The sequence below is a fragment of the Pseudomonas sp. SED1 genome (assembly GCF_034044025.1).
Lineage (GTDB): Bacteria > Pseudomonadota > Gammaproteobacteria > Pseudomonadales > Pseudomonadaceae > Aquipseudomonas.
Map to the genome: position 1 here is coordinate 33282 of NZ_JAXCIS010000049.1, position 16129 is coordinate 49410.

General features: G+C 61.9%; 14 protein-coding genes. 8 read left to right on the forward strand and 6 right to left on the reverse strand.

Features of this window, described 5'->3' with window-relative positions:
- Positions 1-162 precede the first annotated feature (162 nt).
- From SNL23_RS06510 to SNL23_RS06540, 7 genes are all read left to right on the forward strand, one after another.
- Positions 163-519 (forward strand): hypothetical protein, encoded by a 357-nt coding sequence (locus tag SNL23_RS06510; protein WP_076014887.1) that lies wholly within the window; start codon positions 163-165, stop codon positions 517-519.
- Between the two features lie 309 nt (positions 520-828).
- A complete protein-coding gene (locus SNL23_RS06515; RefSeq protein WP_003218556.1) occupies positions 829-1788 on the forward strand; it encodes an AAA family ATPase in 960 nt (319 codons plus the stop codon).
- A gap of 5 nt (positions 1789-1793) precedes the next feature.
- Positions 1794-2726 carry a DUF58 domain-containing protein gene (locus SNL23_RS06520; RefSeq protein ID WP_003218540.1) on the forward strand — a complete coding sequence of 311 codons (933 nt, stop codon included), beginning with the start codon at positions 1794-1796 and terminating at the stop codon, positions 2724-2726.
- A complete protein-coding gene (locus SNL23_RS06525; RefSeq protein ID WP_010173073.1) occupies positions 2723-3217 on the forward strand; it encodes a DUF4381 domain-containing protein in 495 nt (164 codons plus the stop codon). Before SNL23_RS06520 ends, SNL23_RS06525 begins: the two co-directional genes overlap by 4 nt.
- Positions 3210-4298 carry a vWA domain-containing protein gene (locus SNL23_RS06530; RefSeq protein ID WP_063029404.1) on the forward strand — a complete coding sequence of 363 codons (1089 nt, stop codon included), beginning with the start codon at positions 3210-3212 and terminating at the stop codon, positions 4296-4298. The genes SNL23_RS06525 and SNL23_RS06530 overlap by 8 nt, the downstream gene beginning before the upstream one ends.
- Positions 4295-6037: a tetratricopeptide repeat protein gene (locus SNL23_RS06535; RefSeq protein ID WP_318301870.1), complete on the forward strand. Its 1743-nt coding sequence runs from the start codon at positions 4295-4297 to the stop codon at positions 6035-6037. Before SNL23_RS06530 ends, SNL23_RS06535 begins: the two co-directional genes overlap by 4 nt.
- A complete protein-coding gene (locus SNL23_RS06540; RefSeq protein ID WP_318301871.1) occupies positions 6034-7674 on the forward strand; it encodes a BatD family protein in 1641 nt (546 codons plus the stop codon). The genes SNL23_RS06535 and SNL23_RS06540 overlap by 4 nt, the downstream gene beginning before the upstream one ends.
- Before the next feature lie 140 nt (positions 7675-7814).
- Here the strand turns inward: SNL23_RS06540 and SNL23_RS06545 are convergent, their stop codons facing one another.
- From SNL23_RS06545 to SNL23_RS06570, 6 genes are read right to left on the reverse strand one after another with little or no spacing between them, the layout of a single operon-like run.
- Positions 7815-9557, reverse strand: a complete 1743-nt coding sequence (locus SNL23_RS06545; protein WP_076014890.1) for an ABC transporter substrate-binding protein — start codon at positions 9555-9557, stop codon at positions 7815-7817.
- 35 nt (positions 9558-9592) lie between these two features.
- Positions 9593-9865, reverse strand: a complete 273-nt coding sequence (locus SNL23_RS06550) for a DUF2160 domain-containing protein (protein WP_010173082.1) — start codon at positions 9863-9865, stop codon at positions 9593-9595.
- A 10-nt stretch (positions 9866-9875) separates the two neighbouring features.
- Positions 9876-10676 (reverse strand): carbohydrate ABC transporter permease, encoded by an 801-nt coding sequence (locus SNL23_RS06555; RefSeq protein WP_003218530.1) that lies wholly within the window; start codon positions 10674-10676, stop codon positions 9876-9878.
- 10 nt (positions 10677-10686) lie between these two features.
- Positions 10687-11553 (reverse strand): carbohydrate ABC transporter permease, encoded by an 867-nt coding sequence (locus SNL23_RS06560; RefSeq protein ID WP_010173085.1) that lies wholly within the window; start codon positions 11551-11553, stop codon positions 10687-10689.
- Positions 11550-12647, reverse strand: coding sequence for an ABC transporter ATP-binding protein (locus SNL23_RS06565; protein ID WP_167664801.1), 1098 nt, complete (start codon positions 12645-12647; stop codon positions 11550-11552). The genes SNL23_RS06560 and SNL23_RS06565 overlap by 4 nt, the downstream gene beginning before the upstream one ends.
- On the reverse strand, positions 12647-13741 hold the full coding sequence (locus tag SNL23_RS06570; protein ID WP_003218524.1) for an ABC transporter ATP-binding protein: 1095 nt from the start codon (positions 13739-13741) through the stop codon (positions 12647-12649). Before SNL23_RS06570 ends, SNL23_RS06565 begins: the two co-directional genes overlap by 1 nt.
- Before the next feature lie 341 nt (positions 13742-14082).
- Here SNL23_RS06570 and SNL23_RS06575 point away from each other — a divergent pair, with 341 nt between their 5' ends.
- Entirely contained in the window at positions 14083-15900 is a 1818-nt protein-coding gene (locus SNL23_RS06575; RefSeq protein WP_318301872.1) for a sigma-54-dependent Fis family transcriptional regulator, read from the forward strand.
- The last annotated feature ends 229 nt before the right edge of the window (positions 15901-16129 follow it).

Below are 16129 nucleotides of genomic sequence, written 5' to 3' on the forward strand. Positions count from 1 at the left end.
TGGGCAACCGGGTGTTTTCGGAGAAATCCCGGGGCGCCGAGTATCGGAAATGACTGATGTAGCCCGCCAGGTCATGCCAAAGGGTCTGACACACGATGCAGCACAAAATTCGCCGTAATGGCACAATTGCCCTGCTTCGCCCTCCCCCAGACAGGATTAACCATGCCATTGCAACTCACCACCGCCCACCTGATCGTCAACCCGTGCGATGACGAAGAAGACAACATGGCCATGCTCTGCTGCCACGGCGACAAGGGCGAGATGTTCATGGTGACCCGTTATCCGGATGAGGACGAGGTGGAGATCACCTGGGATTACGAGCCGTCGACCCTTGACGGGCTGAAGATCACCCTGAGTGCCACGACGTTGCTGGTGGAAATTGGCGCAGCGGATGCCGATGCGTTGGGCGGCAGCGATCATCTGGAAATCACCCACGGCACCGCCGCGTCGGACCTGGCCGAAGTGGAGGCAACCCTGCAGAACATTCTCAAGGGCACCGGGACCTATATCCGGGCCTAGCTGCCAAACCCGCACAATGTGGCGAGGGAGCTTGCTCCCGCTGGGCTGCGCAGCGGCCCCAAACCAGCCTACTGCGTTCTTCCTGGAAAAACTCGACAGCCTTATTGGGGCTGCTGCGCAGCCCAGCGGGAGCAAGCTCCCTCGCCACAACGGCAGGTGCCCGTCGGCAAAATCTTCGGAAATTTCCCACATTTCCCAAAAATACCCCCCACGCCGTTAGTCGCCAGCCCCTGCGATGCATTAAAGTAACGCCCCCAGGCCTGGCATTTTTCGCAATGCCCAGTCTCACCTCTCCAGGAACCGTCATCGATGGAACATCGTGAAGCGCTGCTTGCGCTGCGAACCTTTCTTTCAACGCAGATTCTCGGCCAGGAAAAACTCATCGAGCGCTTGCTCATTGCCCTGCTTGCCGATGGCCATATGCTGGTTGAAGGCGCTCCCGGGCTGGCCAAGACCAAGGCCATCAAGGAGCTCGCCGAAGGGATCGAGGCACAGTTCCATCGGATCCAGTTCACCCCCGACCTGCTGCCCGCCGACATCACCGGCACCGAGATCTATCGTCCGGAAACCGGCAGTTTCGTGTTCCAGCAAGGCCCGATCTTCCACAACCTGGTGCTGGCGGACGAAATCAACCGGGCCCCGGCCAAGGTGCAGTCGGCATTGCTCGAAGCCATGGCCGAGCGCCAGGTCAGCGTGGGGCGCAGCACTTACGAGTTGTCGCCGTTGTTCCTGGTGATGGCCACGCAAAACCCCATCGAGCAGGAAGGCACCTACCCGCTGCCGGAAGCCCAGCTCGACCGTTTCCTGATGCACGTGAAAATCGGCTTCCCGGACGCCGCTGTCGAGCGCCGCATCCTGCAGCAAGCCCGTGGCGAAGCGCTCAACGGCGAAACCAAGCCCGAGCGCCGGGTCAGCCAGCAGGCGATCTTTGCCGCGCGCAAGGAAATCCTCGGCCTGTACATGGCCGATGCGGTGGAGGAATACCTGGTGCAACTGGTCATGGCCACCCGTACCCCGGCCAAGTTCGACCCGGAGATGGCCGAGTGGATTGCCTACGGCGCCAGCCCGCGGGGCTCGATTGCCCTGGACCGCTGCGCCCGGGCCCACGCCTGGCTGGCAGGCCGCGATTTCGTCAGCCCGGAAGACATCCAGGCGGTGCTGTTCGACGTGCTGCGCCACCGCATCATCCTGTCGTTCGAAGCTGAAGCGGCCGGTATCGACCAGGACCGTGTGGTGCAACGCATTCTCGACGTCGTTGCCGTCGCTTGACGCCCATGAACGCTGGCGATGGAACCCGTGTCACCTTGAGCGAATTGATCGAGATGCGCCATCGCGTCCGAGAAGTGCAGTTGTTTTCCACGCCAAGCCAGCGCAGCCCGCTGATCGGCCTGCACCACTCGAAACTGCGCGGGCGCGGGGTCGACTTCGATCAGGTGCGGGTGTATCAGGCTGGCGACGACGTACGCACCATCGACTGGCGCGTCACCGCACGTACCCAGGAGCCCCATACCAAATTGTTCCATGAAGAGCGCGAACGGCCGATCTTCATCATGGTGGAACAAAGCTGCCGGCTGTTTTTCGGCTCGGGGCAGATGTTCAAGTCGGTGCTGGCGGCCCAGGCGGCGAGCCTGATCGGCTGGGCGGCACTGGGCCATAACGACCGGGTCGGCGGGCTGGTATTCGGCGACAGCGAGCACTACGAAATCAAACCCCGGCGCAGCAAGCAAAGCCTGCTGCAACTGCTCAACCGTCTGGTGCGGGTCAACCAGAGCCTCAACACCGAACGCCGCCCGGAGGCCGACGCCCTCGGCATGGCCTTGCGCCGGGCCCGGGAAGTTTTGCGCCCGGGCAGCCTGGTGATTGTGATCTGCGACGAGCGCGCCCTGACCGAAGGCGCCGAGCAACAGCTGAGCCTGTTGTCGCGGCATTGCGACCTGCTGCTGTTGCCGGTGTCCGACCCTCTGGACCACGCCCTGCCCGCCGCCGGGCTGCTGCGTTTCGCCGAGCGCGGCGCACAACTGGAGCTGGACACCCTGAATTTTGACCTGCGCCAGGCCTACAAGGCCCAGGCCGAAGCCCGCAGCGCACGTTGGGAATTGCTCGCGCAAAAGCTGCGGGTGCTGTTGATGCCCTTGAGTACCCAGGGTGAAATGGTCGAGCAACTGCGCGAATACCTGAACCCGCAACGCCCGGTTAAAAAGCAATGAGCAGCCTCGACCAACTGCAACCCCTGATCGCCCCGCCCGTGATCGGCTTCTGGCCGCCGGCGCCGGGCTGGTGGCTGTTGCTGCTGATCCTCCCGCTGGCGGGTTGGGGGCTGTGGTCATTACGGCGTTTCCTGCCGGCCAAGCGCCCGTTGGCCCGCGCCGAACAGCCCCTGGACCCGTTGCGCATCGCCGCCCTCGCCGAGCTGGCCCTGATGCCCAAACCCTACGACGGTGCGCCGGCCGGTGCCTGGCTCCAACAACTCAACGGCCTGCTCAAACGCCTGTGCCGCAATGACTATCCCTACAGCCAGAGCCACACCCTCAACGGCCGCAAGTGGCTGGCGTTCCTCGACAACCGTTGCCCCGCTGCCGGCCTGACCCGCTGGATGGTGCTGGTGGAAGGCGCCTACAAGCCCGAATGCAAACTCGACGACAAGGCCATCGCCGGCCTGACCCAAGCCGTCGACACCTGGATTCGCAAACATGTTTGAGTTCGCCTGGCCGTGGATCTTTGCCCTGTTGCCACTGCCGTGGTTGCTGCGCCTCATCCTGCCGGTGGCCGACAGTGGCGAGCCGGCGCTGAAAGTCAGCTTCCTCAGCGACCTCGAAGGCCTGGCCCGCCGCCGTGCGCGGGTCAACCTGCCGGGCTGGCGCCAGCAAGCGCCGTTCGTGTTCCTGTGGCTGCTGCTGTTGACCGCCGCCGCCCGCCCGGAATGGCTCGGCGAACCCTTGCCGATTGCAGCCAGCGGCCGCGACTTGCTGGTGGCCGTGGACGTTTCCGGCTCAATGGACTTCCCCGACATGCAATGGCAGGACGAGGACGTCAGCCGCCTGAGCCTGGTCAAGCACCTGCTGGGGGATTTCCTGGAAGGCCGCGAAGGTGACCGCGTGGGATTGATCCTGTTCGGCAGCCAGGCTTATCTGCAAGCGCCGCTGACCTTTGACCGACGCACCGTGCGCACTTGGCTCGATGAAGCACGAATCGGCATCGCCGGTAAAAACACCGCAATAGGCGACGCCATCGGCCTGGCCCTCAAGCGCCTGCGCCAGCGTCCGGCCCAAAGCCGAGTGCTGATCCTGGTCACCGACGGCGCCAACAATGCCGGCGAAATCGACCCGCTGACCGCCGCCCGCCTGGCCGCTGAAGAAGGCGTGAAAATCTACCCGATCGGCATCGGCGCAGACCCCGAGGAAACCGGGTCCCTGGGCGTTCTTGGCGTCAACCCGAGCCTGGATCTTGACGAACCGGCCCTCAAGGCCATCGCCGAGGCCACCGGCGGCCGCTACTTTCGCGCCCGCGACGGCAATGAACTGTTGAAGGTCAAGGAAACCCTCGACCAGCTTGAACCCGTGGCCCAGCAACCGACTCAGGCGCGCCCTGCGCAAGCGCTGTACAGCGCGCCGCTGGCGTTGGCGTTGATCCTCAGCATGCTGCTGGTAATCCAGGAGCGCTGGCCGGATAACGCCCTGCAACGGCTGTTCAACAAACTATCGAGCAAGGGCCGTTTCCTGCAACCCAATCCTGAATGGCGCGAACGCCTCAAACGCCTGCGTTTGCGGAGGCGTCGATGATCGCCCTGTGGCCCCACTGGTTCCGCCCCTGGTGGCTGTTGCTGCTGCCGCTGCTCGGCTGGTTGCTGTGGCAGTTGTGGCACCGCCAGAAACGCGCCGGGCGCTGGCAGATGATTCTGCCGCCGGCGTTCCATGCCGCGTTGCTCAGCGGCGGCAGTGGCCGCGAAAGCAAATCACCGTGGGTGGTACTCGGCATCGCCTGGCTGCTGGCCGTGCTGGCGTTGCTCGGCCCGAGCTGGGAGCGCGTCGAGCAGCCCAGCCAGAAACCCTCCGACCCGCTGGTGGTGTTGCTGGAACTGACCCCGGAAATGCTCGCCACCGACAGCCCGCCCAGCCGCCTCGAACAGGCGCGGCGCAAGCTGTTCGACTTACTCCAGGCCCGCAGCGATGCGCAAACCGCCATCGTGGTCTACGCTGGCAGCGCCCACACCCTGGTGCCGCTTTCGGACGACCTGGCCACCAGCCATAACCTGCTGGAAGCCCTGCGCCCCTCGATCATGCCCGAGCCCGGCCACCGCGCCGATCTGGCGGTGGAAAAAGCCCTGAGCCTGCTCAAGCATGGCGGCCTCGGCCAGGGCCGACTGCTGCTGATCGGCTCGTCGCTGTCCAAGCAGGAGCGCCAGGGCATCCGCCTGCAATTGCAAAGCAACCAGGCGCCAAGCTTGTCGATCCTCGGCATCGGCAGCCGTGAAGGCACGCCGGTGACCCAGGAAAGCGGCGAATTCCTCAAGGACGCCCAGGGCGCAATCCTCGTACCGCGTCTCGACAGCCCGACCCTCAAGGCCTTCGCCAGCGAAATGGGCGGTCGCTACCGCCAGGCCCGTCTGGACGACAAGGACCTGCGCCACCTTGGCCTGCTGGACGGCCCGCAAAGCCTGCGCAATGACGGCCAACTGCTGCACCTCGACACCTGGGCCGACCAGGGTTACTGGCTACTCTTGCCGCTGTTGCTGCTGGCCGCCTGCGCCGGGCGCCGTGGCTGGCTGTTCTTCCTGCCGCTGCTGCTGTTGGGCGCGCCGCAGCCCAGCTATGCCTTCGACTTCCAGGACCTTTGGTTGCGCCCCGATCAACAGGGCCAACTGCTGCTGAAGAAAAAACGCCCGGCCGAAGCGGCCGAACATTTCGAAGACCCGCAATGGCAAGGCGTCGCGCTGTATGAATCTGGCAACTATGCCGAAGCTGCCAAGCGGTTTGCCGAGGGCAGCGACGCCTATTCCCACTACAATCGAGGCAATGCCCTGGCCAAAAGCGGCGAGCTGGAAGCGGCAATCGACGCCTACGAACAAGCCCTCGAAGCCCAGCCAGACTTGCAGCCGGCGCTGAAGAACAAAGCGCTGGTGGAAAGCCTGATGCAACAGGAGCCGGAAAAAACCGAGCCGGCCAAACCGGCAAAAAACGAGGATGACGAAACCACGCAACCCGGCCAGACTGCGCAACCGGGTGCCAGCAGCCAGACCGCCACCGGTGGCGAGCAGACGTCTCAAGGCCAGGGCCAGCCCGGCGCTACCGACACGCAAACAGGGGCCACGCCCCAGGCCGGCAGCAACGAGGTACCCGGCAGCGAGTTGGGTGATGAGCAAACCACCACCCCGCCGCTGCGCCCCGCAAACGGCACCCTTGAAGGCGAACAGCGCCAGGCCCTGGAACAATGGCTGCGGCAGATCCCGGACAACCCCGGCGAGCTGCTGCGACGTAAATTCTGGTATGAACAGCAACAACATCAGGACAAGACTCGATGAACCGCTGCACCACCCTTCTTCTCACCCTCGCGTTGTGGGCCAGTCAGGCCCAGGCAGCCGGCTTGGTGGCCAGTGTCGACCGCAGCCGCATCAATTCCGGGGAGACGGTGGAACTGACGGTGGAGTCCAACGATGTCACGCTGTTCGGCAAACCGGACCTGGCGCCACTCGACCCGCTGTTTGAAGTCAGCGGCACCCGCCAGATCAACCAGCTCACCACCTTGGCCGGCGATAACCACGCCACCACCCGCTGGATTATCACCCTGCTGCCCAGGCAGAACGGCACCGTGGTGATTCCGCCCTTGCAGATCGGCGAACTCAAGACCCAGCCGATCACCCTGCAAGTGGTGGAAACCGTCAGCCAGAACCCCGAGGCCCAACTGGCCCCGGTGTTCATCGAAACCAACCTCGATCAGGACAGCGTCTACGTCCAGGCCCAGGCGCTGTTGACCGTGCGCGTCTACCACTCGGTGTCGCTGTACGACGACAGCAGCCTCACGCCGTTGCAGGTTGCCGATACGCGCATCGAACAATTGGGCGAGTCGCGCACCTACGAGAAAGTCATCAACGGCATACGCCATGGCGTGATCGAAACCCGCTATGCCATCTACCCGCAGCACAGCGGCACGCTGACCATTCCGACGCAGACGTTCAGCGCCACCCTGGTAGAGCCCCGGCCCGCCCAGGACAACAACCCCCAAGGCTCCAAGCCCGGCAAACTGATCCACGTCAGCTCGCCGGAGTTGTCGCTGACCGTCAAGGCCAAGCCGGCAATGTACCCGGCCGACACTCCCTGGCTGCCGGCACGCAGCCTGACGCTGACGGAAAGCTGGAACCCCGAGCCCGATCACGTACAGGTCGGCGACTCCCTGACCCGCAGCCTCACCTTGAAAGCCGAAGGCCTGGCCGGCGCGCAACTGCCGCCGCTGGCGCTGAGCGACATCCCCGGCCTGCGCCGCTACCCGGACCAACCGGTGCTGAGCAACCAGAACAACGACCGTGGCCTGATCGGCAGCCGTGAAGACCGCGAAGCCCTGGTGCCCAACCGTGTCGGCGCACTGGAACTGCCGGCAGTGGAAGTGGTGTGGTGGAACACCCACGAAGACCACCTGGAACGCACCAGCCTGCCGGCGCGCACCCTGCAAGTGGCGACCAACCCGAGCCTGATCGTCGACACGCCGGCCAGCCCAACGGTGATCACCGCGCCGGACAATGACAGCCTGTGGATCTGGCAACTGACCAGCCTGATCCTGGCCTGCACCACCCTGCTGGGCTTCGGTTTGTGGTGGCGTGCGCGCTGGCAGCCGGCAATCCTGCGTGCCGCGCAAACCGGCCCAAGCCCGCGCACCTTGCTGGACGACCTCAAGCGGGCGAGCCAAGCCAATGACCCACAGGCCACGCGTCAGGCACTGGATGCCTGGGCACGGCAACAACCGGAAACCCTGGCGGATATGGCGGCGCGGTTTGTGCCGTTGTCGGATGCGTTGGACGGGTTGAACGGCGCGCTGTACAGCGAGAGTGGCCAGTATTGGCAGGGTGAGGAATTGTGGCGGGCGGTGAAGGCAATTCCGATGGCGGAGCGTGAGCAGGACCCTGCGGGGGACAGCACCAGCTTGCCGCCGCTGTATCCCAAGTAGACCTCTTTTCTGAGGCGCCACCAATCAAATGTGGGAGCGGGCTTGCTCGCGAAAGCGGTCTGTCAGTCACATATCTGCTGACTGATCTACTGCCTTCGCGAGCAAGCCCGCTCCCACATTTTTGATCTCCTGCGTCTGGGTTACTTGCGCGCCGCCTCCCACGACTTCAGCAACTCGTTATAGCTAACCGTCTCACCCTGTGGCTTCTCATTCGCCAACTTAGGCTTCGGCGCACCCGGCTGGTCGAACCAGTATTGCGCGTCCCGTTCCTCGTTCATCTTAGGCCCGCAAATCGGCTGCACCTTGGAGCGTTCCAGGCGCGTCATGATCGCGTCCTGATCCTTGGCCAACCCGTCCAGCGCCTGCTGCGGCGTCTTCTCTCCGCTGGCAGCTTCCGAAATATGGCTCCACCACAATTGCGCCAACCGTGGATAGTCCGGCACGTTGGTGCCGGTCGGGGTCCACTCCACCCGCGCCGGGCTGCGGTAGAACTCCACCAACCCGCCGAGTTTCGGCGCCAGGTCGGTCATGGCCTGGGAGTTGATGTCGGACTCACGAATCGGCGTCAGGCCAACGATGGTTTTCTTCAGCGAAACGGTTTTCGAGGTCACGAACTGCGCGTACAGCCAGGCCGCCAGTTTTTGCTTCTCGGGTGTCGACTTGAGGAAGGTCCAGGAACCCACGTCCTGATAGCCCTTCTTCATGCCCTTTTCCCAATAAGGCCCGACGGGTGATGGCGCCATGCGCCACTTCGGCGTGCCATCGGCGTTCACCACCGGCAGGCCCGGTTTGGTCATGTCGGCGGTAAACGCGGTGTACCAGAAAATCTGCTGGGCGATGTTGCCCTGGGATGGCACCGGGCCGGATTCGGAGAAGGTCATGCCCGCCGCTTCCGGTGGCGCGTATGCCTTCATCCAGTCCACGTATTTCTGCGTGGCAAACACCGCCGCCGGCCCGTTGGTGTCGCCACCACGGGTCACACTGGAGCCCACCGGGTGGCAGTCCTCCACGCGAATGCCCCATTCGTCCACCGGTAAACCGTTGGGCAGGCCTTTGTCGCCGCCACCGGCCATGGAGAACCAGGCATCGGTGAAACGCCAGCCGAGGGACGGGTCTTTTTTGCCGTAGTCCATGTGCCCGTAGACGCGCTTGCCGTCGATTTCCTTGACGTCTTCGCTGAAGAATTTGGCGATGTCTTCGTAGGCCGACCAGTTCACCGGCACGCCCAGTTCATAGCCATACTTTTCCTTGAACTTGGCTTTCAGGTCCGCCCGTTCAAACCAGTCGGCGCGGAACCAGTACAGGTTGGCGAACTGCTGGTCGGGCAATTGGTAGATCTTGCCGTCCGGCGCGGTGGTGAACGAGATACCGATGAAATCCTTGATGTCCAGGGTCGGCGAAGTGAAGTTCTTGCCTTCGTTGGCCATCAGGTCGGTGATGGATTCTGTCTTGCCATAGCGAAAGTGCGTACCGATCAAGTCGGAATCGTTGACCCAGCCGTCATAGATATTCTTGTCGGACTGCATCTGGGTTTGCAGCTTCTCCACCACGTCGCCTTCCTGCAGCAAGTCGTGGGTCAGCTTGATCCCGGTGATTTCGCTGAAAGCCTTGGCCAGCACCTTGGACTCGTATTCGTGGGTGGTGAGGGTTTCCGACACCACGTTGATCTTCATCCCACGAAACGGCTCCGCGGCCTTGATAAACCACTTCAGCTCTTCGAGTTGCTGGGCTTCGGTGAGGGTCGACGGTTTGAATTCACTGCCGATCCATTTTTTCGCAGCGTCTTCATAAGCATCCGCCCAGGCCGCAGCACTGAGCCCGCTGAGCGCCAGCACGGCCGCCAATGAAATGCTATGTCGCAGCTTATTGTTTTTATCGAACATAGAGACCTCCTGGTTTTGGGGTTCAAAAGGGGCAGCTAGCCCCAACGCATCACAGACAACAGCCACACCAGAGACAGCGCGGACGCCACCCAGATGCTCCAGCCGGTTACGCCGATCACCAACAAATGCAGGTAGGCGCTGCCGAGAAGACCGATAAACAAGCGATCACCACGGGTGGTGCTGATCGGTAACAAACCGCGCCGGGGGATACTCGGCGAGCGCAATTCCCAGGTCGTCATGCCCACCAGCAGCAGGCCGATCGCGGCAAAGAACAGTGCCGTCGGGGTGGTCCAGGCCATCCATTCCATCATCGACTCCTCAGACCCGGCCCAGGGCAAAGCCCTTGGCCACGTGGTTGCGAACAAACCAGATCACCAGCATGCCCGGCAGGATGGTCAACACTCCCGCCGCTGCCAGCACGCCCCAGTCGATGCCGGACGCCGACACCGTGCGCGTCATCACCGCCGCAATCGGCTTGGCGTTCACCGATGTCAGCGTGCGCGCCAGCAAGAGTTCGACCCAGGAAAACATGAAGCAGAAAAATGCGGTGACGCCGATTCCCGAGCCAATCAGCGGGATGAAGATCTTTACGAAAAACTTAGGGAAGCTGTACCCATCGATGTAGGCCGTTTCGTCGATTTCCTTGGGCACGCCGGACATGAAGCCTTCGAGAATCCACACCGCCAGCGGCACGTTGAACAGGCAATGAGCCAGGGCCACCGCGATATGCGTATCGAACAAGCCAATGGAGGAATACAGCTGGAAGAACGGCAGCAAAAACACCGCCGGCGGCGCCATGCGGTTGGTCAGCAGCCAGAAGAACAGGTGCTTGTCGCCCAGGAAGCGGTAGCGTGAAAACGCGTAGGCCGCCGGCAGCGCCACACTCAGGGAAATCACCGTGTTGAGGCTGACGTAGTACAGCGAGTTGAGGTAGCCGGTGTACCAGCTCGGGTCAGTGAAAATCACCTTGTAGTTGGCGAAGGTAAAGTCCTGCGGAAACAGGGTCAGGCCACCGAGGATTTCGGTGTTGCTCTTGAAGGACATGTTCAGCAGCCAGTAGATCGGCACCAGCAGGAACAGGATGTAGACCAGCAGCGGGATCAGCTTGCGCTTGCTCATGTTGGCGGCCTCAGCGGTTGGCGTCGGAGTGGGTCATGGCGGTATAGAACAGCCAGGACACCAACAGGATGATCAGGAAGTACACCAGGGAGAACGCCGCCGCCGGGCCCAGGTCGAATTGGCCTACGGCCATCTGGGTAAGCGTCTGACTGAGGAAGGTGGTGGCATTCCCCGGCCCGCCGCCCGTCAGCACAAACGGCTCGGTGTAGATCATGAAACTGTCCATGAAGCGCAGCATCACCGCGATCAGCAGCACGCTTTTCAGCTTCGGTAGCTGGATATGTCGGAATACCGCCCAGCTGGACGCCCGATCAATTCGCGCCGCCTGGTAGTACACATCCGGGATCGCCCGCAGCCCCGAGAAACACAGCAACGCCACCAGGGACGTCCAGTGCCACACGTCCATCACCAGCACCGTGACCCAAGCGTCCATGGTGTTGGCCGCGTAGTTGTAGCTGATGCCCATGGCGTTGAGCGTTGAACCCAACAGGCCGATGTCGGCGCGGCCGAAGATCTGCCAGATGGTGCCGACCACGTTCCACGGAATCAGCAGCGGAATCGCCATCACGATCAACACCAGTGAGGACCAGCGACCCTTGGTGGGCATGGTCAGGGCGATGGCGATGCCCAGCGGTATCTCGATCAACAACACACAGGCGGAGTAGATGAACTGGCGCAGCAGCGAGTCATGCAGGCGCGGGTCCAGCAGCACCTGTTTGTACCAGTCGGCGCCGACGAAGTAGCGGCTGGACTGGTCGAAGATATCCTGCACCGAATAGTTGACCACGGTCATCATCGGGATCACCGCGCTGAAGGCCACCAGCAGGAACACCGGCAAGACCAGCCACCAGGCCTTGTTGTTCTGCACCTTGTTCATGGCTGCACCTCCAGCAAGTAGTCATCGGCATACACCATCAACCATTGCCCAGGAAAGCTGATGGACGCCTGGCCCTCGGGCACCGGCTTGTCTTCGGCCAGGCGCACCTTCAACGGTGCGCCGTCGAGGTTGAGGGTCATGATCTTGTAGGTGCCGAGGTCTTCGACATGCGTGACTTGCGCCTGTAGCGCGTCGGGATTGTGCTCATCCCACACATGGATAAATTCCGGGCGGATGCCGACCTGCAGCTTCTTGTAGGGCTTTTCGCCAATGCGCTGCTGCAACGCCTCGGGCAACGCCAGATGTGTCCCGGCAAAGCGCACGCCACCCGCCTCTGCCTGCACTTCAATCAGATTCATCCCCGGGCTGCCGATGAAATAGCCGACAAAGGTGTGGCTCGGCCGCTCGAACAACTCCCGGGGCGTGCCGAACTGCACGATCTGCCCGCCATACATCACCGCGATCTTGTCGGCGAAGGTCGAGGCTTCCAGTTGATCGTGGGTCACGTAGACCATGGTGATGTTGAACTGCTCGTGGATCTGCTTGAGCTTGCGCCGCAGCTTCCACTTAAGGTGCGGGTCGATCACCGTCAGCGGTTCGTCGAACAGGATCGCCGACACGTCATCCCGCACCAGCCCGCGGCCCATGGAGACTTTCTGTTTTTCATCGGCGGTAAGGTTGCGGGCCTTTTTGCCCAGCAGGTTTTGCAGGTCGAGTACCTCGGCAATTTCCTGCACCTTGCTGTGAATCTTCGCCTCGGCCATGCCCTGGTTTCGCAGGGGAAAGGCCAGGTTGTCGAACACGGTCATGGTGTCGTACACCACCGGGAACTGGAACACTTGGGCGATGTTGCGTTTTTCCGGGGTCAGCTCGTTCACCACCTTGGTGTCGAACAGCACCTGGCCTTCGGACGGGCTGAGCAGGCCGGAGATAATGTTGAGCAAGGTCGACTTGCCGCAGCCCGACGGCCCGAGCAACGCATAGGCACCACCCTGCTCCCAGACGTGGTTCATTTCGCGAATCGCGTAGTCCTCGGGGCCGTTTGGCTTTGAGCTGTAGCTGTGGGCCAGGTTCTGCAAATGGATCTCGGCCATCAGGCAACCCTCGCGACACGTCGGCCCGGAGCCTGGACCAAACGTCCCTGGCCATCGAACACAAACAATTTGTGGGTAGGGATATAGATGCGGATCGGCGCGTCGACGTCGTACTCGTGCACGCCGGGCAAGTGCAGCACCAGCAGGAAGTGTTCGCTGCGCACGTGCAGGAAGGTTTCCGAGCCGCTGATCTCGGCGACCTCCACGGTCACCGCCAGCTCCAGGTCATCGTCGTTGCTCGGCACCAGGCTGATATGGCTGGGACGCACGCCAAAGCGAAACTCGCCTTCGCCGATGGGCCGCAGGTCAACGTTCAGCGGAAAGTGCACGAAGTTGGCGAAGCTCACTTCGTTGCCACTGATACGCCCGGGCATCAGGTTGATCGGCGGTTCGGAAAACAGCTCGGCCGCCAGCACCGTTTGCGGCTGATGATAGACCTCGGCCGCCTTGCCGCTCTGGATCACCCGGCCCTCATGCAGAATCGTGGTGGTGCCGCCCAGGGCCAGGGCTTCGTTGGGTTCAGTGGTGGCGTAGATCGCGATGGTGTGGCGCGCCTTGAACAGCTCGCGCATTTCCTGGCGCAGCTCTTCCCGCAATTTGTAGTCCAGATTCACCAAAGGTTCATCGAACAGGATCAACTCGGCGTCCTTGACCAGCGCCCGGGCCATGGCGGTGCGTTGCTGCTGGCCGCCGGAGAGTTCCAGGGGATGACGCTGGAGGAATTTCTCGATACGCAGCATTTTCGCGGTTTCGAGGACCTTGCTCTGGATCTGCTCGGCAGACACACCGGCCTGGCGCAGCGGCGAGGCGATGTTCTCGAACACGGTCATGGTCGGGTAGTTGATGAACTGCTGATAGACCATCGACACGTTGCGCAAACGCACCGGTTTCTGGGTGACATCGACGCCGTTCATCAGGATGCGCCCGCTGTCGGGCTTGTCCAGGCCGGCCATCAGGCGCATCAGGCTGGTCTTGCCGGAGAGCGTGCGGCCCAGCAATACATTGAAGGAACCGGCTTCGAAACGCAGGTTGGCGTCGTCGATCCAGGTCTGGCCTTCGACAACGCGTGTGACGTGCTCCAGGGTCAACGACATGACACGACCTTTTTATTATTGGAATGGTTCTGGCAGGAACAACACAGAGCGAGTTCCGTGCCAAAAACCCAAAAACCAGGCCGGTCAACGGGTTAGGCAAAAAGCCGATTCGCCTCTGAACAGAAATGAACAGGTCAGGCTGAACAACTGAACAATCGGCGGGTTGACAATGAACAGTTCTGAACAACACTTTGTGTAGGAGCGAGCTTGCTCGCGAAGAACGTCAACGATAACGCGCTCATCCAGCATGAACGCGGCGCCCTGAAGTTTTTCGCGAGCAAGCTCGCTCCTACATAGATAGAGATAGAGCCCAATAACAACAATAAGACAGGGTCACCGCCATGAGCACACCGCTGGCGCACGATGCCATCATCCAGGACTCCTGGCGCCGCTGCCGGGCTTATGGCCTGGATCATCAGAGCACGCCAAGCTTCGACCAACTGCCCGCAGAAGGCGTCAGCCAGTTGCTGGAAAGCCAGCATTCCCTCGTGCAAACCACCCACCAGGAAGTGCTGCCCTACTACGAGAATATCCTCAGCAACTCCAACTGCCTGATCATGCTCGCCGACAATCAGGGCCAGGTGTTGACCTCCTGGGGCACCCAACGCTTTATCGAACCCACGCTGGCCCGTGGCTTCAGCGCCGGCGCCAGCTGGATGGAGCGCTCCAGCGGCACCAATGCCATCGGCACCGCCCTGGCCTGTGCCCAGGCGGTGCATATCGAACACGACGAACACTTCCTCAAGGCCAACCGCTTCATGACCGGCTCGGCGGCGCCGATCTTCGATGCGCAGCGGGAAATCATCGCGGTGCTGGATGTCTCCAGCGACAGCTACCTGCCGCCCTCCCATACCCTCGGCATGGTCAAGATGATGAGCCAGACCGTAGAGAACCGGCTGATCCTCAACCTGTTTCGCGGTGAGCATTTCCAGCTGACGTTCAATACCGGCTTGAACAACCTTGATAGCCAATGGGCGGGCTTGCTGATCTTTGATGAAAGTGGCCAGGTACTGTCAGCCAACCGCCGGGCCGATAACCTGCTGGGCATCAGCCTGTCGCGGGTGCTGATCGACAGCCTGTTCAAGGTCTCGCTGCTGGAACTGCTCAACCAGCCCGAAGGCCTGCCCTTCTCGCTGCAAGCCGCCGGGCGCAACCGCTTCCAATGCCTGTTGAAACGACCCAGGCAGGCGCCGGTCCAGGCCCGTGTGTTTGTCGAAACCAAAAAAACCAGCGAACCCGCCCCCACGGCCATCAGCCTCAAGACCCTGCACTTTGGCGACGCCCGGGTGGAAAAGGCGGTACGTCAGGCCGAGCGCCTGCTGGAAAAAGACATCCCGCTGCTGATCCACGGTGAAACCGGCGTCGGCAAGGAAGTGTTCGTCAAAGCCCTGCACCAGGCCAGTTCTCGCAGCCAACAAGCGTTTATCGCCGTCAACTGCGCAGCGATCCCTGCCGAACTGGTGGAGTCGGAACTGTTCGGCTACGAAAAAGGCGCGTTCACCGGCGCCAACCAGAAAGGCAGCATCGGGCTGATCCGCAAGGCAGACAAAGGCACGCTGTTCCTCGACGAGATCGGCGACATGCCGCTGCCGACCCAGGCGAGGCTGTTGCGGGTGTTGCAGGAACGGTGTGTGCAGCCCGTAGGCAGCAGCGAGTTGTACCCGGTGGATTTGCGGATCATCTCCGCCACCAACCGCTCGCTGCGGGAGCAGGTACAGCTCGGGCGCTTTCGCGAAGACCTGTATTACCGCATCGGCGGCCTGACCCTGGAATTGCCGCCGCTACGGGAGCGCACTGATAAACAGGCGTTGTTCAAGCAGCTGTGGCAACAGCATCGCGAACCGACCCAGTGGGCGGGCTTGAGTGATGAGGTGCTGGCCTTGTTTGAACAGCATCCGTGGCCGGGGAATCTGCGCCAGGTGAGCAGCGTGTTGCAGGTGGCGCTGGCCATGGCGGAAGAGCAGCCGATTCGAGTGGAACATTTGCCGGATGATTTTTTTGTGGATTTGAATGGGGTGGTGCCGGTGTGTGATGCAGTGGATGACAGTCTGGACTTGAATGAGCGGCTGAAGGCGGTGGGTGGGAATATCTCCCTTCTGTCTCGGGAGCTGGGGGTTAGCCGTAATACCTTATACAAACGCCTGCGCCACAACCAATGACCTGATCGGGAACACGGTTAAACCGGTGGGAACCGACCCAGTGAAACTCAGGATATGGCTCTTGTTGGAAACCATGTTCACAGCGCTGCAACAAAGGTCCTTCAGTAGTTTTTAATTTTTAGGATAAGTAAAACCCTCTCTTTATCTCTAAGGATTTCAGTTAGTTCCGACGCTCGTGAAGGAAAATTCTTTTTTTTGACTGCTTCCACACTTGACCTTGACGGCATTG

Coding starts and splice junctions, on each gene's coding strand:
- SNL23_RS06545 (WP_076014890.1), bottom strand. CDS start 9,557: ATGTTCGATAAAAACAATAAGCTGCGACATAGCATTTCATTGGCGGCC.
- SNL23_RS06565 (WP_167664801.1), bottom strand. CDS start 12,647: ATGGCCGAGATCCATTTGCAGAACCTGGCCCACAGCTACAGCTCAAAG.
- SNL23_RS06555 (WP_003218530.1), bottom strand. CDS start 10,676: ATGAGCAAGCGCAAGCTGATCCCGCTGCTGGTCTACATCCTGTTCCTG.
- SNL23_RS06535 (WP_318301870.1), top strand. CDS start 4,295: ATGATCGCCCTGTGGCCCCACTGGTTCCGCCCCTGGTGGCTGTTGCTG.
- SNL23_RS06515 (WP_003218556.1), top strand. CDS start 829: ATGGAACATCGTGAAGCGCTGCTTGCGCTGCGAACCTTTCTTTCAACG.
- SNL23_RS06570 (WP_003218524.1), bottom strand. CDS start 13,741: ATGTCGTTGACCCTGGAGCACGTCACACGCGTTGTCGAAGGCCAGACC.
- SNL23_RS06510 (WP_076014887.1), top strand. CDS start 163: ATGCCATTGCAACTCACCACCGCCCACCTGATCGTCAACCCGTGCGAT.
- SNL23_RS06560 (WP_010173085.1), bottom strand. CDS start 11,553: ATGAACAAGGTGCAGAACAACAAGGCCTGGTGGCTGGTCTTGCCGGTG.
- SNL23_RS06540 (WP_318301871.1), top strand. CDS start 6,034: ATGAACCGCTGCACCACCCTTCTTCTCACCCTCGCGTTGTGGGCCAGT.
- SNL23_RS06520 (WP_003218540.1), top strand. CDS start 1,794: ATGAACGCTGGCGATGGAACCCGTGTCACCTTGAGCGAATTGATCGAG.
- SNL23_RS06525 (WP_010173073.1), top strand. CDS start 2,723: ATGAGCAGCCTCGACCAACTGCAACCCCTGATCGCCCCGCCCGTGATC.
- SNL23_RS06530 (WP_063029404.1), top strand. CDS start 3,210: ATGTTTGAGTTCGCCTGGCCGTGGATCTTTGCCCTGTTGCCACTGCCG.
- SNL23_RS06575 (WP_318301872.1), top strand. CDS start 14,083: ATGAGCACACCGCTGGCGCACGATGCCATCATCCAGGACTCCTGGCGC.
- SNL23_RS06550 (WP_010173082.1), bottom strand. CDS start 9,865: ATGGAATGGATGGCCTGGACCACCCCGACGGCACTGTTCTTTGCCGCG.